The 24231-nt window shown below is 68.0% G+C and carries 21 protein-coding genes and 1 riboswitch; of the genes, 6 read left to right on the top strand and 15 right to left on the bottom strand.

The annotated features are described in order from the left end of the window. The first annotated feature begins 49 nt into the window (after positions 1 to 49). Together KW835_RS07540 and KW835_RS07535 are read left to right on the top strand one after the other, a co-directional pair. Positions 50 to 2599, top strand: a complete 2550-nt coding sequence (locus KW835_RS07540) for a penicillin acylase family protein (protein ID WP_218381737.1) — start codon at positions 50 to 52, stop codon at positions 2597 to 2599. Between the two features lie 22 nt (positions 2600 to 2621). After that, positions 2622 to 3635 (top strand): asparaginase, encoded by a 1014-nt coding sequence (locus KW835_RS07535; RefSeq protein WP_218381736.1) that lies wholly within the window; start codon positions 2622 to 2624, stop codon positions 3633 to 3635. Positions 3636 to 3680: 45 nt separating this feature from the next. Here the strand turns inward: KW835_RS07535 and KW835_RS07530 are convergent, their stop codons facing one another. Next, positions 3681 to 4304 (bottom strand): hypothetical protein, encoded by a 624-nt coding sequence (locus KW835_RS07530; protein ID WP_218381735.1) that lies wholly within the window; start codon positions 4302 to 4304, stop codon positions 3681 to 3683. Positions 4305 to 4525: 221 nt separating this feature from the next. Between KW835_RS07530 and KW835_RS07525 the strand changes: the two genes are divergently transcribed. Beyond that, positions 4526 to 5254 (top strand): hypothetical protein, encoded by a 729-nt coding sequence (locus KW835_RS07525; protein ID WP_218381734.1) that lies wholly within the window; start codon positions 4526 to 4528, stop codon positions 5252 to 5254. Between the two features lie 219 nt (positions 5255 to 5473). Here the strand turns inward: KW835_RS07525 and KW835_RS07520 are convergent, their stop codons facing one another. From KW835_RS07520 to KW835_RS07500, 5 genes are all read right to left on the bottom strand, one after another. After that, positions 5474 to 6748: an acyl-CoA dehydrogenase family protein gene (locus KW835_RS07520; protein WP_218381733.1), complete on the bottom strand. Its 1275-nt coding sequence runs from the start codon at positions 6746 to 6748 to the stop codon at positions 5474 to 5476. A gap of 58 nt (positions 6749 to 6806) precedes the next feature. After that, positions 6807 to 7892 carry a phosphotransferase gene (locus tag KW835_RS07515; protein WP_218381732.1) on the bottom strand — a complete coding sequence of 362 codons (1086 nt, stop codon included), beginning with the start codon at positions 7890 to 7892 and terminating at the stop codon, positions 6807 to 6809. 25 nt (positions 7893 to 7917) lie between these two features. Continuing rightward, the gene (locus tag KW835_RS07510; RefSeq protein ID WP_218381731.1) at positions 7918 to 8637 is read right to left on the bottom strand and encodes a Crp/Fnr family transcriptional regulator; all 720 of its coding nucleotides are present in this window, start codon (positions 8635 to 8637) and stop codon (positions 7918 to 7920) included. Positions 8638 to 8854: 217 nt separating this feature from the next. Beyond that, entirely contained in the window at positions 8855 to 9634 is a 780-nt protein-coding gene (locus tag KW835_RS07505) for an oxepin-CoA hydrolase, alternative type (protein ID WP_218381730.1), read from the bottom strand. A gap of 73 nt (positions 9635 to 9707) precedes the next feature. Further along, positions 9708 to 11231: a 3-hydroxyacyl-CoA dehydrogenase gene (locus tag KW835_RS07500; RefSeq protein WP_218381729.1), complete on the bottom strand. Its 1524-nt coding sequence runs from the start codon at positions 11229 to 11231 to the stop codon at positions 9708 to 9710. A gap of 72 nt (positions 11232 to 11303) precedes the next feature. Between KW835_RS07500 and KW835_RS07495 the strand changes: the two genes are divergently transcribed. Then, on the top strand, positions 11304 to 13580 hold the full coding sequence (locus KW835_RS07495) for a hypothetical protein (RefSeq protein WP_339385513.1): 2277 nt from the start codon (positions 11304 to 11306) through the stop codon (positions 13578 to 13580). 35 nt (positions 13581 to 13615) lie between these two features. On the opposite strand, the gene thiE is transcribed toward KW835_RS07495, so the two are convergent. The 4 genes from thiE to KW835_RS07475 all read right to left on the bottom strand — a co-directional run bounded on the left by thiE (position 13616) and on the right by KW835_RS07475 (position 16916). Beyond that, on the bottom strand, positions 13616 to 14551 hold the full coding sequence (thiE, locus tag KW835_RS07490; RefSeq protein WP_218381728.1) for a thiamine phosphate synthase: 936 nt from the start codon (positions 14549 to 14551) through the stop codon (positions 13616 to 13618). Then, entirely contained in the window at positions 14544 to 15356 is an 813-nt protein-coding gene (locus KW835_RS07485) for a thiazole synthase (protein WP_218381727.1), read from the bottom strand. Before KW835_RS07485 ends, thiE begins: the two co-directional genes overlap by 8 nt. 232 nt (positions 15357 to 15588) lie before the next feature. Then, the gene (gene thiS, locus KW835_RS07480) at positions 15589 to 15786 is read right to left on the bottom strand and encodes a sulfur carrier protein ThiS (protein ID WP_218381726.1); all 198 of its coding nucleotides are present in this window, start codon (positions 15784 to 15786) and stop codon (positions 15589 to 15591) included. Beyond that, positions 15783 to 16916, bottom strand: coding sequence for an FAD-dependent oxidoreductase (locus KW835_RS07475; protein ID WP_218381725.1), 1134 nt, complete (start codon positions 16914 to 16916; stop codon positions 15783 to 15785). The genes thiS and KW835_RS07475 overlap by 4 nt, the downstream gene beginning before the upstream one ends. A 66-nt stretch (positions 16917 to 16982) precedes the next feature. Continuing rightward, positions 16983 to 17134: riboswitch (TPP riboswitch) on the bottom strand. A gap of 69 nt (positions 17135 to 17203) precedes the next feature. Here KW835_RS07475 and thiD point away from each other — a divergent pair. After that, positions 17204 to 18055 carry a bifunctional hydroxymethylpyrimidine kinase/phosphomethylpyrimidine kinase gene (gene thiD / locus KW835_RS07470; RefSeq protein ID WP_218381724.1) on the top strand — a complete coding sequence of 284 codons (852 nt, stop codon included), beginning with the start codon at positions 17204 to 17206 and terminating at the stop codon, positions 18053 to 18055. A 239-nt stretch (positions 18056 to 18294) separates the two neighbouring features. Here thiD and KW835_RS07465 read toward each other — a convergent pair whose 3' ends face one another. Next, complete coding sequence (locus tag KW835_RS07465) at positions 18295 to 19578, bottom strand: cytosine permease (protein ID WP_218381723.1); 1284 nt, start codon at positions 19576 to 19578, stop codon at positions 18295 to 18297. Between the two features lie 357 nt (positions 19579 to 19935). Further along, positions 19936 to 20625 carry a TetR/AcrR family transcriptional regulator gene (locus tag KW835_RS07460; protein ID WP_218381722.1) on the bottom strand — a complete coding sequence of 230 codons (690 nt, stop codon included), beginning with the start codon at positions 20623 to 20625 and terminating at the stop codon, positions 19936 to 19938. Positions 20626 to 20710: 85 nt separating this feature from the next. On the opposite strand from KW835_RS07460, the gene KW835_RS07455 reads away from it, so the two are divergent. Further along, positions 20711 to 21733, top strand: a complete 1023-nt coding sequence (locus tag KW835_RS07455; protein WP_218381721.1) for a saccharopine dehydrogenase NADP-binding domain-containing protein — start codon at positions 20711 to 20713, stop codon at positions 21731 to 21733. Between the two features lie 3 nt (positions 21734 to 21736). Here KW835_RS07455 and KW835_RS07450 read toward each other — a convergent pair whose 3' ends face one another. From KW835_RS07450 to KW835_RS07440, 3 genes are all read right to left on the bottom strand, one after another. Next, the gene (locus tag KW835_RS07450) at positions 21737 to 22618 is read right to left on the bottom strand and encodes a helix-turn-helix domain-containing protein (RefSeq protein WP_218381720.1); all 882 of its coding nucleotides are present in this window, start codon (positions 22616 to 22618) and stop codon (positions 21737 to 21739) included. A 15-nt stretch (positions 22619 to 22633) separates the two neighbouring features. Then, complete coding sequence (locus KW835_RS07445; RefSeq protein ID WP_218381719.1) at positions 22634 to 22990, bottom strand: nuclear transport factor 2 family protein; 357 nt, start codon at positions 22988 to 22990, stop codon at positions 22634 to 22636. A 137-nt stretch (positions 22991 to 23127) separates the two neighbouring features. Beyond that, positions 23128 to 24177, bottom strand: a complete 1050-nt coding sequence (locus KW835_RS07440) for an NAD(P)/FAD-dependent oxidoreductase (RefSeq protein ID WP_218381718.1) — start codon at positions 24175 to 24177, stop codon at positions 23128 to 23130. Positions 24178 to 24231: the final 54 nt, after the last annotated feature.

The raw sequence follows: 24231 nt of genomic DNA, 5'->3' as shown, positions 1-24231 counted from the left end.
TCCGGCCCTCCGGGGGCCCAGAATTCCCAAACATCGGAGACAGATCACTATGGCATGGATGAAGCGGACCGCCGTCGGGCTGGTGGCGGTGGCGTTGCTCGCAGGGACTGGCGCAGCAGTGTATGTGCAGCGCAGTTTTGCGGTGGTGGACGGCAAGCTCGCCGTGCAGGGGCTGGCGCAGCCTGTACAGGTGCAGCGCGATGCATCGGACGTGACGCACCTGCGCGCCAGTACCCCGCAGGATGCCTGGTTCGCAATGGGCTATGTGCACGCGCAGGAGCGCACCTGGCAGCTCGAGTTCAACCGCCGCGTGATGCACGGTGAACTCTCCGAAGTGTTTGGCTCCGCCACGCTGGAGACCGACAAGCTCATGCGCGCGCTGGACATCGTGGGCGTGGCGCGCCGCCAGTACGCCGGCCTTCCGCCGTACGCCAAGGAAGCGCTCCAGGCCTACAGTAACGGCATTCGAGCCTTCCACGGGAACCGGCCGCAGGCGCTGCCGCCCGAATTCCTGATTTTGGGGGCTCAGCCCGGCGGCGCGCGGGGCGCCGTGTGGGAGCCCGAAGACAGTGTGGGCTGGGCGCTGATGATGGCGCTGGACCTGGGCGGCAATTGGGGCAGCGAGTTCGCGCGCCTGTCGCTGGCGCGCACGCTGGACACCGACCGGCTGTGGCAGCTGATGCCGCCATATCCTGGTGAAAAGCCTGCCGCTTCGGCTGACCTGGCGGCGATGTACCGCCAATTGGGCGTGTACCGCGCGGGCGGGTCGGGCTCCACCGCAGCCGGCCCCAGCCCTGCAGCAGAAGACGTGGCCGGTGTGGCCGGGCGACAGGCCCAAGGCCCGCTGTCCCGCCAGGTCAGCGCCGGCATGCTGGCCTGGTCCGAGGAGCTCACACGCAATGCGGGCACCAACGAAGGCAAGGGCAGCAACAACTGGGTGATCGCAGGTTCGCGCACCGTGAGCGGCAAGCCGCTGCTCGCGAACGACCCCCATCTGGGCCTCTCTGCCCCCGCCATCTGGTACTTCGCAGGGCTGCAGGCTCCCGCCGGCCAGGCTGCCGACGGCACGCCCATCGCACCCATCGACGCTGTGGGCGCCACCTTGCCGGGCCTTCCGTTCGTGGTCTTGGGCCGCACCGACAAGGTGGCCTGGGGCTTCACCAACACAGGGCCCGACGTGCAGGACTTGTACCTGGAGCAGATCAACCCGGCCGACCCTGCGCAGTACCGCACGCCCGACGGCTGGGCGCCTTTCACCGTGCGTGCCGAGACCATCCGCGTCAAGGGCCAGGCCGACGTGCAACTGCAGTTGCGCAGCACCCGCCACGGGCCGGTGCTCAGCGACGTGCAGAAGTCGCACGCCGAGGTACTGGACCTGGGCAAGTACGTGCTGGCGCTGCGCTGGAGCGCGCTGGACGACGACAACCAGACCGTGGTCGCGGGCTTCAAGACCAACCAGGCCAAGAGCGTGGACGAACTTTTTGCGGGCCTGGCGCACTACCACTCTCCCATGCAGAGCGTGGTGGCGGCCGACGACCAGGGCACCATCCGCTTCAAGGCCGCTGGCCGGGTGCCGCTGCGCGATGCCGCCAACGACCTGCGCGGCGTGGCGCCGTCGCCGGGCTGGGATGCGCGCTACGACTGGAAAGGCTGGATACCTTACGACCAGACGCCGCAGGACGATGGTGCCAAGGGGTGGGTGGCCACCGCCAATCAGCGGGTCACCGATCCAGGCTACCCGCACTTCCTCACGCAGGACTGGGCCCTGCCGTACCGCTACGAGCGCATCGCGCAGCTCATCGAGGCTAGCCCCAAGCACGACGCGGCGAGCATGCAGGCCATCCACCGCGACGTGACCTCGCTGGCCACACGGCGCCTGCTGCCCCACCTGCAACAGGCGCAGACGTCCCACGTGCTAGCTGCCGCCGCACGCGAGCAACTGAAGGACTTCGACGGCGTGATGGACGCGGGCCGGCCAGCCCCGTTGATCTTTGCTGCCTGGACGGACGAGCTCGCACGCGGCCTCATCATTCCGCGCATCGGCGGGGACCGTTTCACCGCCACGTACGGCAAGCGCGACTACCGCGCGGCGCTGGAAGGCATCCTGGAGCGCAACGACACCTGGTGGTGCCAGCCCTCGTCCTGCGCCGAGCAATCCGCCGCTGCGCTGGGCCGCGCCCTCGACCGCTTGCAGGCCGCGCATGGCGCAGATCCCGCGCAGTGGCGATGGGGTGCGGCGCACCCGGCGCTCAGCGTGCACCGGCCTTTTGGCAATGTGCCGGCCCTGGCCCGCTTCTTCGACGTCAGTGTGCCCTCGCATGGCGACGGCTACACCGTGAACGTGGGCCAGTACAACGCGGGCGAAGCCAGCGGGCCCTTCGTCAATCGCCATGCGGCATCGCTGCGCGCGGTGTATGACCTGGCTGACCTGGAGCAATCGCGCTTCATCTACCAGACGGGCCAGAGCGGCCTCGTGTTTTCGCCACGCTACCGCGACATGAGCAGCACCTGGGCAGAGACCGGCTATCGCGCGCTGCAGCGACAGCCCACGCGGTGGGTGCACACGCTCACCCTGGTGCCTGGCGCCCCAGCGCAGTGAAGCCGCAGCAAGGAGCCACGCCATGGGCTTTGTCCCGCTGATCGAAACCACCCGGGGCGGCCTGCCCGAATGCCGGCATTGGGGCGCCGTGGCCGTGGCCAACCGTGAGGGCCGCGTGCTGGCCCAGGTGGGCGACCCCTATACCGTCACGTTCACGCGCTCCACCATCAAGGCGTTCCAGGCGCTGCCCTTCATGCAGTCGGGTGGTGCGCAGGCGCTGGGCTGGGGGCAGGACGACATCGCGCTGTTGTGCGCCAGCCACAACGGCGAGCCCATGCACGTGCAGCAGGCCGAACGCATGCTCAGCAGTGTGGGCCGGGACTACCGCGCCTTGCAATGCGGCTGCCACCGTCCACTGTTCGCGGAGCTGGGCATCGCGCCGCTGCCGCCCGGCTTCGTGCCCGACGAGCGCCACAACAATTGCAGCGGCAAGCACGCGGGCTTCGTGGCGCACTGCGTGCTGCAGGGGCTGCCGCTTGAGGGGCACCTCAACCCGGCGCACCCGCTGCAGGCCGCGATCCGCGATCACGTGGCGCGCGCCGTGGGTCTGGCGCCCGATCAGATGTCCATGGGCATCGACGGCTGCTCCGCCCCCAACTACGCCATGCCGCTGGCCCTGCTGGCCCGGGGCTACGCGCGGCTGGCTGGCGGCGCGCCCGACACGGACTTCCATGAAAGCCTGGTCACGCTGGCCGACGCCATGGTGGCGCGGCCCGAGCTGGGCTCGGGCACGGGCCGGCACGACCTGGACTTCATGCAGGCAGGGCAGGGGGACTGGGTTTCCAAGACGGGCGCCGACGGTGTGCAGGTGGTGGGCAGCCGCAGCCGCGGCGAAGCCTTCGCGCTCAAGGTCATGGACGGCAACATGGTCGCCCAGGTGGCCGCGGCCGTCGAGGTGATGGACCAGCTCGGCTGGCTGGATGCCCGCCAGCGCGAGGCGCTGGCACCGCGCCGGTCCGGGCGCATCATCAGCGCCAAGGGGTTGCAGGTGGGCGAGCGGCGGGCCGTGTTCCGGCTGCAGACCGCGAGCGACTGAAGCACCGTGAACGTGAAAATTCACAAGAAAATGGCCTCTAGCGATTTACTGGTATGAGCTGGCAGCTATAAATATAGTAGCAAAAGGCTCGGTGTCCGGTAGCACGTAGATCACCCCGCGCGACTGGCCGAACAGCGGCGCGATGAACTGGTTGTAGAACGCCTCCGGCGCATTCACGCAGCCGTAGCTGATGCGCTTGTCCGCGGTGCCCTTGCTGGCCAGGCGCTGGTAGCGGCGCTCGGCGGCGCTCACGCTGCGCACCCGGTGCAGCGACACGGCCGCGTCGTAGTCGATCCAGACGATGTCGTCGCCCTTGAGGTTGCGCCCGGGTTCTGTCACGAAGCGGCCGGCGGGCGTGGTTCGCTCTTCGGGCCGGATCTGCGACAGCGGGCGCTGGCCGATGTCGGGTGCGGACCGGTCGCCCAGTGCTGCACCCAGCAGCACCGGTGAGCTGCCCAGCCACTCGCCCCGGGCCGAGAACACATGGATGCTGGCGGCAGGCTTGTCGATCACGGCAAATGGCAGACCCTGCGTGTCACCCGTGGCCGTAGCCCAACGCACCAGTTGGCGCGCAGTGGCCGAGGCGTCGGTGGGCAGCGCCAGTGCACTCAGCGGGGTCACGAGCGCACAGGCTGCGACGGAAAGAACGAAGCGGCGGTTGAAGTTCATGGAAGAGCAAAAAAACAGTCGTTCGTCGATAGCGCAAGCACCGCGCACCGCCGCAGAACCGGCGCGCCCCGGCGGGTGCACCCGTGGATCTGGCCCTGCCAGTCCACCGGGTGCGTTCCCCTCAGGGGGAAGGCGCCGCGGGCGACTCAGGGGGGTTTTCAATTTTCGCCCAATAATGCCTGTACCCGTGACTCTTGCGAAGCCCCGTGCTTCGGCCCCCCATGTTCGACCGCCTCCGCAAAGCATTCAGCGCCACCGGCTCTTTGGGCGCTTCTGGCCGGCCCGTGACCAACCGTGATGTGTCGCGCTGGGCGGCGGACCAGCGCCTGCCCATCGTGGCCCATGCCACCGACGGACACTTCGACCTGGGCGGCGACATCCACGGCCACCCGTGGAGGCTGGAGTGCGGTACGCCCACGCGCGACTATGTGAAGGGCCTGGAGCTGCGTGGCCGTGCCGACGTGGGCGCCGACCCCGATGCCGCCGTGATGGTGATCAACAGGCCCTTGCAGGATGTGCTGGAGAGCACCGCTTACGACGAGATCACCGACACCCTGCAGACGGCCATCAGCACCAGCCTGCCCGAGGAGATGCGCTGGCTGTCGATGTACGAAGAAATGGCCTGGCCCGGTCTGCCCGCGTCGTTTTGCGACCATTTCACCGTGGTGGCCGAGCGCATCGAGGTGGCGCAGCGCTGGATTCATGCACCGGTGGTCTCGCAATTGCTCAATGCCGTGGAAGGCGAGGGCGGTGCCGAGAGGGCCAAGTCCCCCATGGTGCTGATGCTCGCGCGCGGCAAGGTCTACCTGCGCCTGGAACACACCCAGCGCAGCTTGGCCGAGATCGCGCATGCCAAGCAACTGCTGCTGGTCGCCGGCCAAGCAGCCTTGCAAAACCTGCCGCCCATGTCGGTGGCGGGGCCGGATGACGAGGCGGGATTCGGCCGCTGACATCGCACGCGCGCGATTCAAAACCGAAACGGAAACGGAAACAAAAACGGGGCCTGTGGCCCCGTGTTTGTTGGTGCGATACGCCCCCGCCCTCCGAAACTGGCACGCCCCAGGCCAGTGCACCCGTGGAACTGGCTTCGCCAGGCCACCGGGTGCGTCCCCCTCCCGCGCGCAGCGCGAGAGAGGGGGAAGACGCGAAGCGGCTCAGGGGGTGCTTACTTAACTTCCGCGAGTGATCGGCACGCCCGCATCGCGGCCATAGGCACCGTACTTGCCCAATTCCCACTTGGCGATGGCATTGCGGTGCACTTCGTCCGGGCCGTCCGCAAAGCGCAGGGTGCGCGCACCGGCGTAGGCATATGCCAGCGGGAAATCGTCGCTCATGCCGCCGCCGCCGTGCACCTGCATGGCCCAGTCGATCACCTGGCAGGCCATGCTGGGGGCCACCACCTTGATCATCGCGATCTCGGTCTTGGCGACCTTGTTGCCGGCCACGTCCATCAGCCAGGCGGCCTTCAGCGTCAGCAGGCGGGCCATGTCGATCTTGCAGCGGGCTTCGGCAATGCGCTCCTGCGTCACCGTCTGCTGTGCCACGGTCTTGCCGAAAGCCACGCGCGACGATGCTCGCTTGCACATCAGCTCCAGCGCGCGCTCGGCCAGGCCGATGAGGCGCATGCAGTGGTGGATGCGCCCGGGGCCCAGGCGCCCTTGCGCGATCTCGAAGCCGCGGCCTTCGCCCAGCAGGATGTTGGAGACAGGCACGCGCACGTTCTCGAAGGTCATCTCGACGTGGCCGTGCGGCGCGTCGTCATAGCCCAGCACGTTGAGCGGGCGGATGATGGTGATGCCCTTGGCATCGGCCGGCACCAGCACCATGCTCTGCTGCGAATGGCGGGGGGCTTCGGGGTCGGTCTTGCCCATGGTGATGAACACCGCGCAGCGCGGGTCGGCCGCGCCGGAGATCCACCACTTGCGGCCGTTGATGACGTACTCGTCGCCGTCGCGCTCGATGCGCGTCTCGATGTTGGTGGCATCGCTCGACGCCACGTCGGGCTCGGTCATCGCGAAGGCCGAGCGGATCTTGCCTTCGAGCAGCGGCTTGAGCCAGCGGGCCTTGTTGGCCTCGTCGCCGTAGCGGGCGATGGTCTCCATGTTGCCGGTGTCGGGCGCCGAGCAGTTGAACACCTCGCTGGCCCATGGCACACGGCCCATGATCTCGGCCAGGGGCGCGTATTCCTGGTTGGTCAGGCCTGCACCGTCGTAGCCAGAGGCTGCAGCGCTGTCCACCGGCAGGAACAGGTTCCACAGACCGGCGGCCTGGGCCTTGGGCTTGAGGTTTTCGATGGTGGAGAGGGCCGACCACCGCTTGCCTGCGGCCGTGTTGGCGGCCAGCTCGTCCTTGTATGCGACCTCGTTGGGGTAGATGTGGTCGTCCATGAACTTGAGCAGCCGGGCCTGCAGTTCCTTGGTTTTGGGCGAGTAGTCAAAGTCCATGGGTGTCTTCTCCGTTGGTAATCGAGGGGCGATGCCTGGGGGCGCTAACGCGTGGTGTTCATCCCCGCTGCGCGAACGACCAGGCCAACTCGGCCATGGGCCGCGCCGTGTCGCCCGAGGCCTTGGCCTGCGCGCTCGACGCTGTACCGGCCTCCACCCGCTTGGCAATGCCCTGCAGGATGGCCGCTATGCGGAACATGTTGTAGGCGAGGTAGAAGTTCCAGTCGGCGCGCAGCGCTTCGGGCGTGGCGATGCCGGTGCGTTCGCAGTAGCTGCGGATGTATGCGTCTTCGTCGGGGATGCCGAGGGCCGCCAGATCCTGCCCGGCAATGCCTCGACCCATGGCGGCGGGGATGTGCCAGCTCATGCAGTGGTAGCTGAAGTCAGCCAGCGGATGACCCAGGGTGGACAGCTCCCAGTCGAGCACCGCGATCACGCGCGCCTCGGTGGGGTGGAACATCAGGTTGTCGAGCCGGTAGTCGCCATGCACGATGGAGACATGGCCTTCGTCGCGCGCACTGGCCGGCATGTTGGCGGGCAGCCATTGCATGAGCTTGTCCATCTCGGGGATGGGCTGCGTGATGGAGGCCACGTACTGCTTGCTCCAGCGGCCGATCTGGCGGTCGAAATAGTTGCCCGGCTTGCCGTAGGTGGCCAGGCCCCGGTCCGCGAACTTGACGGTGTGCAGCGCTGCGATCACGCGGTTCATCTCGTCATAGATCGCGGTGCGTTCTGCGGGCGACATGCCGGGCAGGGACTGGTCCCACAGCACGCGGCCCTGCATGCACTCCATCACGTAGAAGGCGCGGCCGATCACCGATTCGTCCTCGCACAGCACGAACATGCGCGGCACCGGCACATCGGTGCCATACAGGCCGCTCATCACGGCAAACTCCCGCTCGATGGCATGGGCCGAGGGCAGCAGCTTGGCCACCGGGCCGGGTTTGGCGCGCATCACGTAGCTGGCACTGGGCGTGATGAGCTTGTAGGTGGGATTGGACTGCCCACCCTTGAACATCTCCACCGTCAGCGGGCCGGCAAAGCCCTGCATGTTTGTGGACAACCATGCGGTCAATGCGCCGATGTCGAACGCATGCTGGTCGGAGACGGGCCGCGTGCCCACAAAATGGTCGAAATTGCTCATGGGTGGGCGCTGCAAGGGTTGTTCTTCAGTTGTCTGTTTCGGCGATGCGCATCAGCGCATCCCGGTTGCGCACCACCAGGCCGCCCGGCTCGATGCGGATGGCGTCCTCGCGTTCCATGGCCTTGAGCTCCTGGTTCACCCGCTGGCGCGATGCCCCCAGCAACTGGGCCAGTTCTTCCTGCGCAAGTTGCAGGCCGATGCGCATCTCGCTGCCGTCCGACAGACTCGGAATGCCATAGCTGCGCACCAGGTGCACCAACTGCTTGGCCAGCCGCGCACGCAGGGGCAGGGTGTTGAGGTCTTCCACCAGGCCGTACAGCTGGCGAATGCGCCGCGCATGCAGGCGCAGCATGGCCTCGTAGAACTCGGTGTGCGCTGCCAGGATCTTCCTGAAGTCTGCTTTGGCCACACAAAGGATCGTGGTGTCGCCATGCGCGTAGGCGTCGTGCGTGCGCCGGTCCCCATCGAAGATCGCCACGTCGCCGAACCAGATGCCCGGTTCGACGTAGGTCAGCGTGATCTGCTTGCCCGAGATGGAGGTGGAACTCACCCGCACCGCACCGCGCGCGCAGGCGATCCACTCCTCGGGCGGATCGCCGCGTGCGGCAATCAGGCCGCCGTCCTTGAAGCGTTTGACGTATGCACATCGCAGGATGTCGTGGCGTAGCGAAGGTGAGAGGGATGAAAACCAGCGACCTGAGTTGATCGCTTCACGTTCTTCGATAGTAAGAATCGGGTCGTCCATGGCCTGTCTTTTGCGTGACTAGAAACGGGACCATTGTCGCGTGAGGGACCTTCGCGCTGCGTCAGGGTTGTCACCTGCGTGTCTCGCTCATTCACCTGACGCGCCGGGACTGCGCCACGCAAAAAAGAAAAAGCCCTCGGCTGCTTGATCGGCAAGCCGGGGGCTTCGGGCGCGGGGCGCTCGGTGCGCAGCGCAATGCGGCCTGTGCAGTGCGCGTCTACTGGTAGCGAGGCACGCTTTTTTCAAGGAAGGCCGTGATGCCCGCACCGCCATTGATATGGTGCAGGTTCTTCACGAAGTGGTCGCGCTCGCGGCCCAGGTGCTGCGTGAGGCTGGCCCCTGGCGCCTCGCCCAGCAGCTCCTTGATGCTGGCCAGGGCGTTGGGTGCCTTGGCGTTCAGTTGCTCGCCCAGTGCCAGCGCGGCGGTGAGCGCCCCGCCGGGCTCTGCAATGCGGTTGACGACACCCAGCGCATGCAGCCGCTCGGCACCAATGCGGTCGCCGCACATGAGGATCTCGGCGGCGGCCTGGCGAGGGAGCGCTTGCGACAGGCTCCAGCTCGCGCCGCCGTCCGGCGACAGCGCCACGTTGCTGTACGCCATGACGAACACCGCGTTGCGCGCCGACACGATGAAGTCGCAGGCCAGCGCCAGGGAAAAGCCCGCGCCTGCAGCCGCGCCTTCCACTGCCGCGATCACGGGCTTGGGGTAGGTGCGTATGGTCTCGATCCAGTTGTGCAGGCCTTCGATGCTCTGGGCCTGCACCTCGGGCGGCTGCTGGCGGTTGGCCAGCAGCCGCTGCAGATTGCCGCCCGAGCAGAACATGCCGTCCGACCCGGTGATGATCACGCTGCGGATGTCGGCGCTGCTCTCGGCCACGCTCAGGGCCTCCACGCCCGCCGCGTACATCGACGGGTCGATGGCGTTGCGCCGCTCCGGGTTGCTGAGGGTCAGGATCAGGGTCTGGCCCTGGCTGGTGCTCTTGAGTTCTGCGGGCATGTGCGTGACCTGGTGGTGGGGTGTAGGACTGTCAGGGCCGGGCGGGCGCTCGGTCAGGGGAGGGCGGGGCGCCTCATTCCTCTTCTACATGCGTGAGGCTCAGGCCGATGGCGCCGCGCCGGCGCAGCCAGGGGCTGGGGCGGTAGCGCGTGTCGCCGTACACGGTCTGCATGTTGAACAGCACTTCCAGGATGTTGGTCGGCCCCCAGCGGTCGCCCATGGCCAGCGGGCCCAGTGGGTAGCCCAGGCCCAGGGTCACGGCGGTTTCCAGGTCCTTGGGCGAGCAGATGCCTTGCTGGCAGATGTCGGACGCGATGTTGACGATGGTGGCCACCACGCGCTGCGTGACAAAGCCGCCGCTGTCGCGGACCACGCTCACGGCCTTGCCGTCGCGGGCGAACAGGGCATGCGCAGCATTGCGGATGTCCACGCGCGTGGCGGGGTTGGTGGCCAGCACGCGGCGCTTGGTGGCGGCATCGTCGATGAGCATGTCGATGCCGATGGTGCGCGCCGGGTCCAGCCGCTCGACCACGGCGACGGTGGTCACGTCAAAGCCCAGCGGGGCCACCAGCGTGATCGCCTGCGGTGAAGGGGACTGGCCGGTTTCGATGTTGGCGCCCAGGTCCTTGAGCAACTGGTACAGCTCGGCCCGCCGCGCAGCGCGGGGCGAGACCCACACGGGGGGGATGTCGGCCACGACGGGCACGGGGGGCTCGGGCGGCACCTGGGCCACGCCATCGGCATACTTATAGAAGCCTTCGCCCACCTTCTTGCCGACAACGCCGCCAGCCAGACGCTGCGCGGTGATCACGCTCGGGCGAAAGCGCGGCTCGTCGTAGTACTGGCGGTAGATGGACTCCATCACCGGGTGCGATACGTCCAGCGCGGTGAGGTCCATGAGCTCGAACGGCCCGAGCTTGAAGCCCACCTGGTCGCGCAGGATGCGGTCGATCGTCGCGAAGTCGGCCACGCCTTCGCCCACGATGCGCAGCGCCTCGGTACCAAAGCCCCGGCCCGCATGGTTCACGATGAAGCCCGGCGTGTCCTGCGCCTGCACGGGGGTGTGGCCCATCTGCTTGGCATAGGCCGCCAGTGCGATGCACACGGCGGCATCGGTCTTGAGTCCGGCAATCACTTCCACCACCTTCATCAGTGGCACGGGATTGAAGAAGTGAAAACCCGCCAGGCGCTCGGGCCGCTGCAGGCCCGCACCGATCGCCGTGACGGACAGCGAAGAGGTGTTGGTGGCCAGCACCGCGTCGCTGCGCACCACGGCTTCGAGCTCGGCAAACAATGTCTTCTTCACATCCAGTCGCTCCACGATGGCTTCCACCACCAGGTCGCAGCCCGCGAGGTCCGCAACCGCCTGCACGGGGTGCAGCCGCGCGGCCAGCGCGCTGGCCTGTTCGGCATCGATGCGGCCCTTGGCCACCAGCTTGGCCCACTGGTCCTGCAGCGCGGCCTGGGCGGCCTGGGCGGCGCCGGGGTTGGCATCGAGCAGGAAAACCTGGCTGCCGGCCTGCGCGGCGATTTGTGCAATGCCCCGACCCATGGCGCCGGTGCCCACGATTCCAACGTTGTCAAACTGAATTTTCATAGCGCCATTATGGCTCTGGCCTTGAGCGGGACTTATGTGCAAGAATGGGCTGCACCATAAATAGAACCTATCGTGAAAATCCGTAACACCATTTTTGGGACCGGGCTGTGGGTGGTAGCTGCTGGCGCCGGGGCACTCTCGCTCGGCGGCAGCCGGGGTGCGGTGGTGTTGGGTGCGCCGGTGGATGTGTCGTTCGATGTGCAGCCCGATGCGGGTTCCGACGTGGCGTCCTCCTGCGTGTCTGCCCAGGTGAGGGCCGGCGATACGCCGATCGGTGATGCGAAGGTGCGCGTCACGCCTCTGCCAGACATGCGGGGGCGGCCCCCCGCCGTGCGGGTGCAGGCCAATATCGCGGTGGACGAGCCGGTGCTGACGGTGGTGCTGGCGGCCGGATGCTCGAGCAAGGTCACGCGGACCTACACATTCCTTTCCGAACTGCCGACCACGGTTGCGCGATCCGGCGGCCCCGTCGATGTTGCCAGACTGGCATCTGCGCTGCCCGGCGCAGCGGATCCCTCACGTGCACCCCCAGGCTTGCCCTCGCAGCGCGCGGCAGCACCCTTGCCCAGCGCCAACGCCCCGACAACTCCCCAGCGCCCCTCGGATGTTCCCGACGAGGGCCGCAGTGGTTCAGCACAGCCCGCGGCTGCCCCGGCGAGCCGGCCTGCGCCGCGCGTTGCCGCTGCGCCACCCCCTGCACGCACCGCGCCTCGCCCGTCTGCTGCGGCTGCACAGGGCAAGGCCGAGACGCCCTTGGCGGCCCAGCGCTCGCGCCTGGTGGTCGAGCCGCTGGAGTTGTGGCTGGACCGCCCCGTGGCGCTGCGCGCCTCGCCAGAGCTGCTGGTCACGCCCTCCGATCAGCCATCGGCACAACGCGCGCAGGCTGCGGCCGTCTGGAAGTCGTTGAACGCACAGCCTGAAGACATCAATCAGGATGCAGACCGCATGAAGGCGCTGGAGGCCGACGTGGCTGCCCTGCGCGCCCAGGCCAGCCGCGACCGCACCAGCGCCACGCAGACGCAGCAGCAACTGGAACAGGCGATGCAAGAGCGCTTCCCCGCCACACTGGTGTACGTGCTGGGCGGGTTGCTGGCGGTTGCATTGCTGCTGGCGGCCTGGGCCTTGTGGCGGCTGCGCTTGGGTTCGGAGAAAGCCATCCGGGCCTGGCGTGATTCCGTAGCCGCCATGGGAGGGCGCGACACGGCGCTGGCCGCACAGGAGCAGGCGTTGGGACTCACCCCCCATCCCGGCGACACTTGGCTGCCGCCGGACACGGCCCCTGCGGCAGTGCCACCGGCGTCGCCCGCCAAGGCTTCGCCGGCACGCCGCAAGGCAGGACTGGGCTCGGGTCTGGCGCCGCTCGTGCCTGATTTTGTCGATACCGCGCCCGGTCCCAAAGTCCAGGCGATTGCTGCCCCCGCAGTGACCGCCACGGCTGCACTGGTGCCTCCGGCTACACCTGCTGCGGCAAGCAAGCCCGCCTTGCACATCGTGAGCCCGGAAGAGCTGTTCGACATCCAGCAGCAGGCCGAATTCTTCATCTCGGTGGGTGAGCACCAGCAGGCCATCGAAGTCCTCAAGAATCACATCGCGGAACGGGGCGATGTCTCGCCGTTGGCTTACCTCGAGCTTCTGCGGCTGTACCACACGCTCAGCCGCGTGGAAGAGTTCTCGCAGCTGCGGACGCAGTTCATGCATTCCTTCAACGCGCAGGTACCCGAGTTCACGGGCTTTCATCGTACCGGGCGCATGCTGTACCACTACACCGATGCGCTCGCCGAGATTGAAGCGCAATGGACATCGTCGTCGGTGCTGGGGCTTCTGGAAGCACTCCTTTTCCGGCGCGACGGCGTCAGCGCGGCTGAGCCCTTCGACATGGCTGCCTACGATGAGTTGCTGCTGTTGCTCGCAATCGCGCAGACCACTCCTGCCAGTGCGCGGGGCGAACCCTCACCGCGCAAGCGAACCACGCCGATGGCGCCCGATCGGGTGGAAACCGTGGTAATGCCCGAGGCCTCGGCCCTGCCTGCCGGAAAGACCGATGACCGGCCGCTCGACTCGCTGGCGGCCAGCCTGGAGTTCGAATTCGACGAGTCGCTGCGCAAGCAGTCCGCTGCAAGCGCCGTGTCCCCATCCCCTGCGCCGCCTGCCTTGGACACGCGTGGGGCACCGCTGGATCTGGACCTCTCCGAGCCGCCCCACCTCACGCTCAGTGACCTGCCGCCCGTGCCAGTGACACCACCCCCCGTCTCCGGTCAGGCAGTGGGCTTTGGCATGGAGAACGACCTGATGGAATTGCGCCTGGAGCTGGAGCAACGGGAATCCAAGACCCACAAGGGCGGGTCCTGAAAGCTGGGTGGGCAGGCAGGTAGGCAGCTGCGTACTTAGGCGCGCGCCGCAGGCTCGACCATGCGAAGCATCAGCCGTGCTGCCGCCGCCTCAGGGTCGTCGGCATTGACGACGGCCCGCACCACGGCGATGGAGCCTACGCCCGTCGCGAGAACCTCCGGGAACTGCTCCGCGCCGATACCGCCGATCGCCACCCGGGGATAGTGGCGCAGCAGACGGGCATACACGCCCAGTCGGCCCACACCCTGTGGCGCGGTGGCCATCTTCTTGAGCGTGGTGGGAAACACAGCGCCCATGGCGATGTAGCTCGGGCCTACCGCGTCGGCCCGCACCATCTCCGCATAGCCGTGCGTGCTCACGCCCAGGCGCAGGCCGGATGCGCGCAGCGCCTGCAGGTCGGCGGGGCTCAGTGCATCCAGGTCTTCCTGACCCAGGTGAATGCCATAGGCGCCTGCTGCGATGGCCGCCTGCCAGTGGTCGTTGATGAACAGCAGCGCAGATGTGCCCTGCACCGCTGCCACCGCCGCACGCACTTCGCGCTCGATGGCGGCCTTGTCGGCGGACTTGTAGCGCAGCTGCACCGTGGGCACGCCCGCGTGGGCCATGCGGCCTACCCATTCGGCGTCGGGCAGCACGGCGTACAGGCCCAGGTCTTGCGGGCACGGGGCGAATGCCTGCGCGCGTGGCACGGGCTGCAGCCGGAAGTCCTGCGGTGCGTCGGGCCACAGTTCGGGCTGGGCAGCGCCGCCGGTGCGCTCGGCGCGGGCCTGCCAGGCCTGTGCCACGCATTCCGCATCGTGGGCGATGAATCCCAGCGCGCTGCAAGCCTGCAGGGCTGCGAGATAGGTCGCGTCCTGGCGGGTGGGGGTAGGGACCGGCTCGGGCGCGAAGCCGGCGAAGGTGGCCGCATGGTGCGCAACGATCTGCTGCGCCAGGTGGCCGGTATCAACGGTTGGGACGGTATCAGGCATGTTGCGCGTGGTGCCAAAAAGGGGTGCCCAGCACCGGCGTGCTGGGCTGGGCCGCCTCTTGTGCGGACATGGCGCCCGCGCGATGGGCCGTGCGGCCCGCGTTCACTGCGTCGGCAAATGCGCCAGCCATGGCCACGGGATCTTGCGCGAGTGCGACGGCCGTGTTCAGCAGCACACCGTCGTAGCCCCATTCCATGACCTGGCAGGCGTGCGATGGCAGGCCGAGACCTGCGTCCACCAGCAGGGGCACGTCAAGGCGTTCGCGCAGCGTCTGCAGCGCGTAGGGGTTCACGGGGCCTCGCCCGGTGCCGATGGGCGCGGCCCAGGGCATCACGGCCTGGCAGCCCACATCCACCAGGCGCTGGCACAGCACCAGGTCTTCGGTGCAGTACGGCAGCACCTGGAAGCCTTCCTTGATGAGGTGCTCGGCCACACCGACCAGGTTGAGCGTGTCGGGCTGCAGGGTGTAGTCGTCGCCGATCAGCTCCAGCTTGATCCACGGCGTGCCGAATACCTCACGCGCCATCTGGGCGGTGGTGATGGCCTCTTGCGCACTGTGGCAACCGGCGGTGTTGGGCAGCACCGGCACGTTGAGCTTGCGCAGCAGCTCCCAGAAGCTGTTGCCGCTTTCGGCCGGGTTGCTGCCCTGGCGGCGCAGCGATGCCGTGACCATGGCCGGCTGCGCGCGCTGCACGGCGGCCTCCAGCACGGCGGGAGAGGGGTAGCGGGAGGTGCCCAGCAGCAGCCGGCTGGCGAACTGCTGGCCGTACAGCACCAGAGGGTCTTGGGGCATCGAAGTGGTCATATGGTTACTATGAATTTGATAGCTGTTGACGCTTGCTGGATGATCGGTAGGGGCCGGTTTTTCTGATTGGCGACGTAGCTCGGACTTCATGTTCCATCATCTGTTCGGGCTGAGCTTGCCGATGCCTTGCACTCTCGGTGCACGCCCTGGCTTCGACAAGCTCAGCCCGAACGGATAGGGTGCGTTGATGCATGTAGCAAATCGGGCCTGTTTGTCTTACGGCGGGTAGAAGTCAGCCCCCGGTCACGGGCGAGATGATTTCCACGCGGTCACCAGCGTGCAGTGCATGGGACGCATAGCGTGTGTTGGGCACGAAGGTGGTGTTCACCGCCACGGCGAAGGGCGGGCGGGCCTCAAGGGCCGCCACGGCGTCCGCCACGGTGGCGCCTTCGGGCAGATCGTGCGGAATCTGGTTGATGGAGATGTTCATGCGAAAGCGCTGGGTGCGGCGGGAGCTGTCGACCCGGGGGCGGGCTCCAGCTGCAGCGCCAGGTCGAAACGTTGCGAAAGCTGCGATTGTCCCGCGTTCAGCACCTCCAGCGTCACATCCAGCATGGCGGGCGCGATCATGAAGCCGTGGCGGTACAGGCCGTTGATCTCCAGCACACCGGGGCGCGGCTGGCGGATGGCGGGCAGGTTGTCGGGCAGGGTGGGGCGGCACTGCGTGGCCATCTCCAGGATGCGGCCTTCGCCAAAGCCCGGGTGCACGGCATAGGCGGCAGACAGCAGCTCCAGCGTGGAGCGGACGCTGGCGGGCGAGAGGTCCTCGGACTCGATCTCGGTGGCGCCGATGACGAACAGGTGGTCTTCCTTGGGCGCGATGTAGATGGGGTAGCGCGGGTGCACCAGCCGCGTGGGGCGCTGCAGTGTCACGTCGGGGGCATGGATGCGTGCCACTTCGCCGCGCACGCCGCGCAGCGCGGCCCACTGGGGCCGGGCGCCCAGGCCGCGGCAGTCGAGCACCCAGTCGGGCTGGCCCGGCTTGCCGGGGGCAAAGGCGTTGGGCGAGCGGGGTGCGTGCCAGTGGGTGCGCACCCCCAGCCGCTGCATCTCCACCACCAGAGCGGCGAGCAGTTGGCGGTTGTCCAGTTGGCCTTCGCCGGGCAGGTACAGTCCCTGCGCAAACCGGTGGGCCAGCGTGGGCTCGGCCTGGGCCAGGCCGGTGGCATCGAGTTTTTGCAGGCTGGGCAGCTCCGGCACGGTGCGCTGGTTGGTCTCCAGCTGGCGGGTCAGGCGCTGGGCTTCGGCGGCATCCTGCCGGTGCCAGACGATGAGCGTGCCCGCCTGCTGAAAAAACACGGGCTCGGCCAGTGGCGCCAGCAGTTGCGGCCAGCGGGTGAGGGCGTGGTGCCCCATGCGCACCACGCCAGGCTCGGTGATGGCCGATTCGGCCAGGGGCGCCAGCATGGCTGCCGCCACGGTGGCGGCCGAGCCTTCGGCGGCCGGGCTGCCGGCGTCGTAGATCTCGACACGGTGCCCCTGGCGGGCCAGCTCCACGGCCAGAAGACGGCCCATGAGGCCTGCGCCCAGGATGGCAAATGAGGAGGGTGAAAGGGGCATGGCGTCGTCGTTCGTCCGTGTGCTGCGCCCCTGCGACAGCAAGGGCCTGGGACAAAACGGGGCTGTGCCGCTTGAAAGGAAACTCCCCACGCCAGCATGACCTGGATCGGGTAGCGGGGCCGTGGCAACCGTGTGCGTTCAGGCCCCAGGGTATTTCTCAGTCCCCCTGCCGGCGCTGCATCGAGCACAGTGCGGGCGGGACACCCCTGTTTCGTCCGGAAAATTCAATTACAGCACATCCCCCTGCCGCCCCTTTTTGATGTGGCGCATAGGCCATAATTTTTGCCATGACATCTTCGACTCAGGCGCCCCACGCGGCGCGGCGCTACGCACGCGTGCTTTCCATTGCCGGCTCGGACAGCGGCGGCGGGGCGGGCATCCAGGCCGACCTCAAGACCTTCAGCGCCCTGGGCTGCTACGGCATGACGGCGATCACCGCCATCACGGCGCAGAACACCTGCGGCGTCACCGGCATCCACGGCATTCCGCCCGAGATGCTCAAGGCCCAGATCGACGCAGTGGTGCAGGACATCGGCGTGGATGCGGTCAAGATCGGCATGCTGCATTCGCCCGAGGTGGTGCGCGTGGTGGCCGACGCCATCCGCACCTACCAATTGCCGCACGTGGTGCTGGACCCGGTCATGGTGGCCACCAGCGGCGACCGGCTGATCGCGCAGGAGACGGTGGGCGTGCTGGTCCAAGAGCTGTTCCCGCTCGCCGAGGTGATCACCCCCAACCTGGACGAGGCCGGCTGGCTGCTGGGCCGCACGATCGAAGGCGTGGATGCGCTGCAGGGCGCGGTGGATGGCCTGCTCGCGCTCGGCGCGCCCGCCGCGCTGCTCAAGGGCGGACACCTGCCCGGCGACTGGGTGGTGGACCTGCTGGGCATGCGCGGCGGCGTGGCGCAGCGGCTGGAGTCCGCGCGCATCGCCACGCACAACGGGCACGGCACGGGCTGCACGCTGTCGTCCGCCATTGCCGCGCACCTGGCGCTGGGCCTGCCCTTGCAGCAAGCCGTGGAGCGTGCCCGCAGCTACATCCTGGGCGCCATTGCCGCTGGTGCCGATGTGCGCACGGGCCGTGGCCACGGGCCGCTGAACCACGGCTATGCGCCGGTGGCGCAGGTCGTGGTTTATTGATTCGGCGTTCTTCAACTTGAACCGTTCACGCTGAGCTTGTCGAAGCGCCGCGCAAGGCTTCGACAAGCTCAGCCCGAACGGTTTGTTCAAGTTAAATAAAAGATGCCGCAGCAATGGGGATGGTGCCGGACTGATGTATGGCTTTTAGGCTGCTACCGCTTGTCCATAAAGCGGTAGAAGCTATAAATTTAGTAGCAACGCCAGGGTGAAGGCGTTGCAGGCTTTGCCAGGGGGGCAGATCACGCGGCGCGCGGCCGCGTGGCCAGCGCCAGCACAAAGCTGAACGCCAGCGCCGGCAGTGCCGACCCGGCCCCGGGTACCACCTGCGGAGCCAGGTGGTACACCGCGATGCCCAGCACCCAGATGGCGACCGGCGCCGCATTCACGCGGCGTGCGTTGGCCAGCAGCGCGGGCGCGTTGGCGCCAAATGCCAGGCGGCCCAGGATCACGCCGAACAGCGGCACGAACACCGAGCTGAGCAGCAGCAGGAAGGGCTCCAGGCTGTGCATGGGCAGCACCAGCGCGAGGGCGGTGCACACGGCCGCCACGCCCAGGCCCCAGCGGCGCACGCTCCAGCGCGGCAGCAGGCTGTGGGCCGACACCGCGCCCGAGTACGTGTCGCCATAGGCGTTGTCCACCTCGTCGATGAGGATCAGCGACAGCGCGATCAGCCCGCCCTGGGCCAGCAGCAGCGCCTGTACCAGGTCCTTGCTGGGCAGCGTCAGCGCCACCAGCACGCCGAGCGTGTAGCACCACATGTTGGCCAGCGCATAGCCCAGCCAGGTACCGCGCAGCGCTGCGCTGCCGCTCTTGCCGTGGCGCGCGTAGTCGGCCACCAGCGGCAGCCACGAGATCGGCATTGCGATCACCAGGTCCAGCGCGGGCAGCACGCCCATGCCGCCTTCGCCCTTGCGCGTCCACAGCGCTTCAAAGCCCTGGGTCTGCGCCAGCGACAAAAACTGCCACGACAGCCACAGCAGCGACAGCACCACCAGCGGCAGCGCCACGCGGGCGATCACCTTGCGCACCAGTTGCACCATCGATCCGCTGATGAGCAGCATCACCACGCCGCCCCACAGCAGTGTGGCCAGCACGGGCCAGTGCGTGCCGGCCATGGCGCCGGACTGCTGGCCGATGGCCACCGTGGCATCGCGCATGACCACCAGCTCGAACGTGCCCCAGCCCACCAGCTGCACGATGTTCAGCAGGATGGGCAGGCTGGCGAACGTGCGGCCGTACACCGCGTGCATCAGTCCGGCGCTGGCCAGGCCGCTATCAGCGCCCAGCTTGGCCACCCAGCCGAGCAGGCCTGCGCCCACGATGGAGCCGCAGACGATGGCGATCAACGCCTCTTGCGTGCCCAGCGCAGGCATCAGGTACGAGCCCACCTGCATGACCAGCAGGCCCACGCCCAGGCTAAACCAGAGCGAGGCATGGTCGTGCCACTGGAAGACACGGCGGTCGGGGGAGACGGGGGCCAGCGCTTCGTTGGTGGCAGCGGGCGCGGCGGTGTGGACAGGCATGGAGAGCTCCGTAGACAGACAGGCGTACAGAGCAGGGGCGGCCCGGGTGGCTGGCGCCCGGCAGCGCAAGGGTGCAGGGCGTGGCGTCGTCGGACTTGGCTTCCCTGCGCGAGGATGATCTCACGCACACCGCCGTCAGACGTTCGGACGGCGGGTGTGCAACAGGTTCAAAGGGTGTGATCTCAGCCCCGCGCTCGGCGGGACACCCCTAGCATTGCCGCCCGAAGGCAGCGGCGCGATTGTGCCACGCGGAAACGGTCGGTTACGACGGCGCGGCAAAGGCGCAGGATGTGGGCGCGGCGCAGGGATTGCCCATCGCACGCGAAGCCCTTCGTGCCCATCAGCCCTTCGATGGCATCAGTCCTTGGCTTGCGCGCCCGCCAGCATGGCCTGCAGTGCGGCACGCAGCACGCCCGTGCCTTCCTCCGCGCTGAGCAAGCCCGCGCTCACGAAGGCGCCGTTGACCAGCACCGCCAGCTGGGCGGCCAGGCGGTCCGGGTCCGCCGCCCCCAGCCGCACGGCGATGGCGCGCAGCTTTTGGCGCAGCGCCTGCATGTGCCGCTGCGATACCAGGCGAGCGGGGTGGTCCTGCTCGGCAAATTCTGCCGCCACGTTGATCTGCGGGCAGCCGCGATAGTTCGAGCGCGCCAGGCGCTCGCCGATCCAGCCCATGTGGGCGTTCAGCTCGCCCGCCGGGTCGTCGCGGAACTGCGCGGCCACACCATCCCAGGTAGCCCAGAAGTCAACATCCTCCCGCTCCAGAAACGCCACGATGAGGTCGTCCTTGGTGGGGAAGTAGCGGTACAGGCTGGTCTTGGCGACCTCGGCCTCCAGCACCACCAGGTCCACCCCCACGGCGCGCACGCCGCGTTCGTAGAACAGCCGGGAGGCCGTGTCCAGGATGCGGCTGCGCACATCGGCGCCGTCGCTGGCCGCGGCCTTGGCAGCGCGTCTCGGTGCTGGAAGGGTGGGGGAGGCTGCGGTGTGGGTGTCCAGCGGCGCGACATCCGGGCCGGACACGGAGTCAGAAATTTTTGCGTTGGGCATGTTGACAATGATACAGACCTGTCTGTAATATTTAAAGAACAGACAGGTCTGTATCTTTTTAAAATCAACCTTATAGAGGACTGCCATGAATCCCACTTATCCCTCTATCGCCGTATTCGGTGCCGCCGGCCATACCGGCCAGTTCGTGGTGCACGAGGCGCTGCGGCGCGGCCTGGCCGTTGTCGCCGTGGGCCGCGACGCGCGCAAGCTGGCCGACACCATGCCGCCGGGCGTGGCCTGCCGCACCGCAGACCTGGCCGATCCGTCCAGCCTGGACCCGGCGTTTGCCGGCTGCGCCGTGGTCATCAATTGCGCCGGGCCGTTCATGGACACCGCGGCACCGGTCGGTGCCGCCGCACTGCGCGCAGGCTGCCACTACCTTGATGTCACAGCCGAGCAGGCCAGCGCCCGGTCCACCCTGGCCGACCTGGATGCACCGGCCCGCGCGGCAGGCCGGGTGGCCATCCCGGCCGCGGCTTTCTACGGCGGCCTGGCCGACCTGCTGGCCACGTCGCTGGCGTCGCCCGGTCCCATCGACGCGATCACGGTCGCCATCGCACTCGACCGCTGGTGGCCCACCGCCGGCACACGCCGCACCGGCGAGCGCAACACCGTGCCCCGCATGGTCGTGAAGAATGGCCGCCTGGAGCCGCTGGTGCCTTCTGCCGATGTGCCGGACTGGACCTTTGTCGCGCCGCTGGGCCGCCAGGCCATGGTGGAGATCCCTTTCAGCGAAGTCATCACGCTGGCGCACCATCTGCCGGTGCAGGGCATCCGCTCGCTGCTCAACCGGTCGGCCCTGCAGGACATCCGCGATGCGGCCACCCCGCCGCCCACCGCGGCGGATGCATCGGGCCGCTCGGCCCAGCAGTTCGAGCTGGTGGTGCAGGTGGAGCAGAACGGCACGGCCCGCACGAGCGGTGTGCGGGGCCAGGACATCTACGCGGTGACCGCGCCCATCGTGATCGCGGTCGCCCTGCGGCTGATGGAGCCCGCGTACCGGCACAGCGGCGCGCTGGCTTTGGCGCAGGCGGTGGACGCGTCGCAGGTGCTGCAGGCGCTGCACGACGCGGCAGCGCTGCAGTGGTGGGGCGCAGGCGCTGCCTGAGCCTCAGACCGCCGGTGCGTGCACCGGCACCGCGTAGTGCATGACCGATTGCTCGGACGTCGGGTGGTACTGTGCACCGTAGATTTCCAGATCGGGCCCGAGGGTGTGCGACCGACCTGCGGACATCAGCCAGCTGCCGTAGATGTAGTTCACCGTCGCGTCCACGTTCTGCGCCGCGCCGCGGTGGGTGAAGCGTGCGTAGGTCGACGCCGGGATCTCCATCGCCGCCATGCCCGGCGGTACATCGCCGGCGCCCTGCACCTCGGTGCAGGCCAGGTAGCGCAGCTGTTCGGTGTGCGGCCCGGCGGGCAGCACCACGCCGTAGCAGACGCCGGGCACAGCGTTCGCGATTTCATGCAGGCGCGGCAGGAACCGGCCCCATAGCGGCGGCAGCTTCTGGCCCAGGTTGTTCTTTTCGGAGTCGATGCCGTAGTAGTCGGTGGGCAGGCCCACCATGCGCATGGCGGGGCGGGCCTCGATCTGCGGCGCCAGCGAGACGTTGTGGCGCAGGTGCGCCAGGTAGCTCTCGTCCAGCCGGATCTTGCGCACGAAGAGCGATCGGTTGCCCATGCGGCGGTACTGTGACGGGGTCAGCCGAAAGCAGTCCTTGAACGCGCGGGTGAAGCTCTCCTGGGTGTCGTAGCCCGCACCCAGCGCAATGTCCAGCACGCTCAGGCGGGTGCCGGCCAGTTGCTCCAGCGCCTTCGCAAAACGGCGCGAGCGGATGTAGGTCTTCAGGGTCTCGTGGGTCAGCGCCTTGAAGATGCGCTGGAAGTGCCACTGGCTCAGGCCTGCGGCCCGCGCCACGTCGGCCAGCTCAATGTCGGATTCGAGGTGGGCTTCGACGTAGTCGATGCCCTCCTGTAGTTGTCGCAGGTGCAGCACGGGCGGGCCTGCGGATCAGGGCGTTTCGAAAAAGCCCGTCATGGCGACCAGGCGGTTGCCGTCGTTGTAGCGCCCGTAGCTCACGCCCTCGCCGATGACCTGGCCGTTGCCGTCCAGCATGTTCCACTTGGCGATGCTTTGCTGGTGGTGGCTGGCGAAGTAGTGCGTCACGAAATGGCCGCCGGGCACCTGGCGGTGAAAATCGTCCATGTAGGCCGTCAGTTGCCCCCAGCCCTGCGTGGCGGCCAGTGGGTCGTCGTAGGTGCAGGCGGGGTCGAGTGACTGCGCGAAGAGGGCATCGCGCTCGGTGGGCGAGTCGGTTTTCCACGACGCGGTGTAGGTGTCCCAGATGGATTGCAGTGGCTGGCTCATGGTGCGGTGCTCCTGTTGGTGGATTGGAGACGCCATCGTGCCGAGCACCTATCCGTCATTTGGACATTTTGTGCTTTTTTCTTCGCTTGCCACAGGCCCGTTGCATCGTGCCAATGATGGCGGGCATGGGCCGCAGGCTATGCGCTGGCGGGCGGCGCTACGGCCACGCCCAGCAGCTGGTGCAGCCGGGGGCTGGTGGTGGTGTACTGCAGCGCCACCTTGTCGCCCTTGAGCGCCTCGGCCGCGCCAAATGCAGCCAGCGTGGCTTCATGAAAGCCGCACAGGATCAGCTTGCGCTTGCCGGGGTAGGTGTTGATGTCGCCCACCGCGTAGATGCCCGGCACGCTGGTGCGGAAGGCCTCGGTATCCACCACCAGCTGCTTGCGGTCCATGGCCAGGCCCCAGTCGGCAATCGGCCCCAGGCGGGGCGAGATGCCGAGCACCGGCACCAGCAGGTCCAGCGCCAGCGCGCGGGTGCTGCCATCTGCATCCACCAGCTGCAGTGCGGCCAGCCGGTCGCCCGCAGTCTCGATGCCCGTGATCTGGGCGGCCTCGACATGGATGCGGCCTGCGTCCCGCAGTTGCTGCAGGCGCTGCAGCAGGGCGTCAGGCGCCTGGAACACATCGCGGCGGTACAGCAGGCTGACCCGCGCCGCCAGTCCTTGCTCGGCCAGCTCCACCGCGATCCCCACGGCAGCCTCTTCGCCCCCGTGCACGACGACATGGCGCACAGCCACCTCGGCGTGGGCCGGCAGGCTCTGGTAGTGCACCTGCGTGCCCACGAACCGCTCGATGCCTTCGACCTTGAGCGCGCGGGGTACAAAGGCGCCGACGCCCGCCGCAATGAACACGCTGCGCGCCAGCAGTTGCGCACCCTGCGAAGTCTCGACCAGCAGCCGCCCGTCATCCTGAACGGACAGCGCGGCCACCAGTGTGTTCAGGTGCCAATGGGTCTGGAAAGGCTCGATCTGCCGCAGCAGCAATGCCGCCAGCTCGCGCCCGGTGCACACCGGAATGCCCGGAATGTCATAGATGGGCTTGTCGCCGTACAGCTCGACGCACTGGCCGCCCGCATGGGGCAGGGCGTCGATCAGGTGGGCGGTGATGCCCTGCAGGCCCAGTTGGAAGACCTGGAACAGGCCCACGGGGCCGGCACCGATGACGACGGCGTCGGTTTCTTGAATCATGGTCGGCACGGCAGGGTGGCAGCGTCAGGCGCCACGTCGAGTTGGATCGACACA

The organism is Acidovorax sp. sic0104 (assembly GCF_019219095.1).
Taxonomy (GTDB): domain Bacteria; phylum Pseudomonadota; class Gammaproteobacteria; order Burkholderiales; family Burkholderiaceae_C; genus Acidovorax.
The sequence above is the reverse complement of the archived record's forward strand: the minus strand, read 5'-3'. Positions and strand labels throughout refer to the sequence as shown.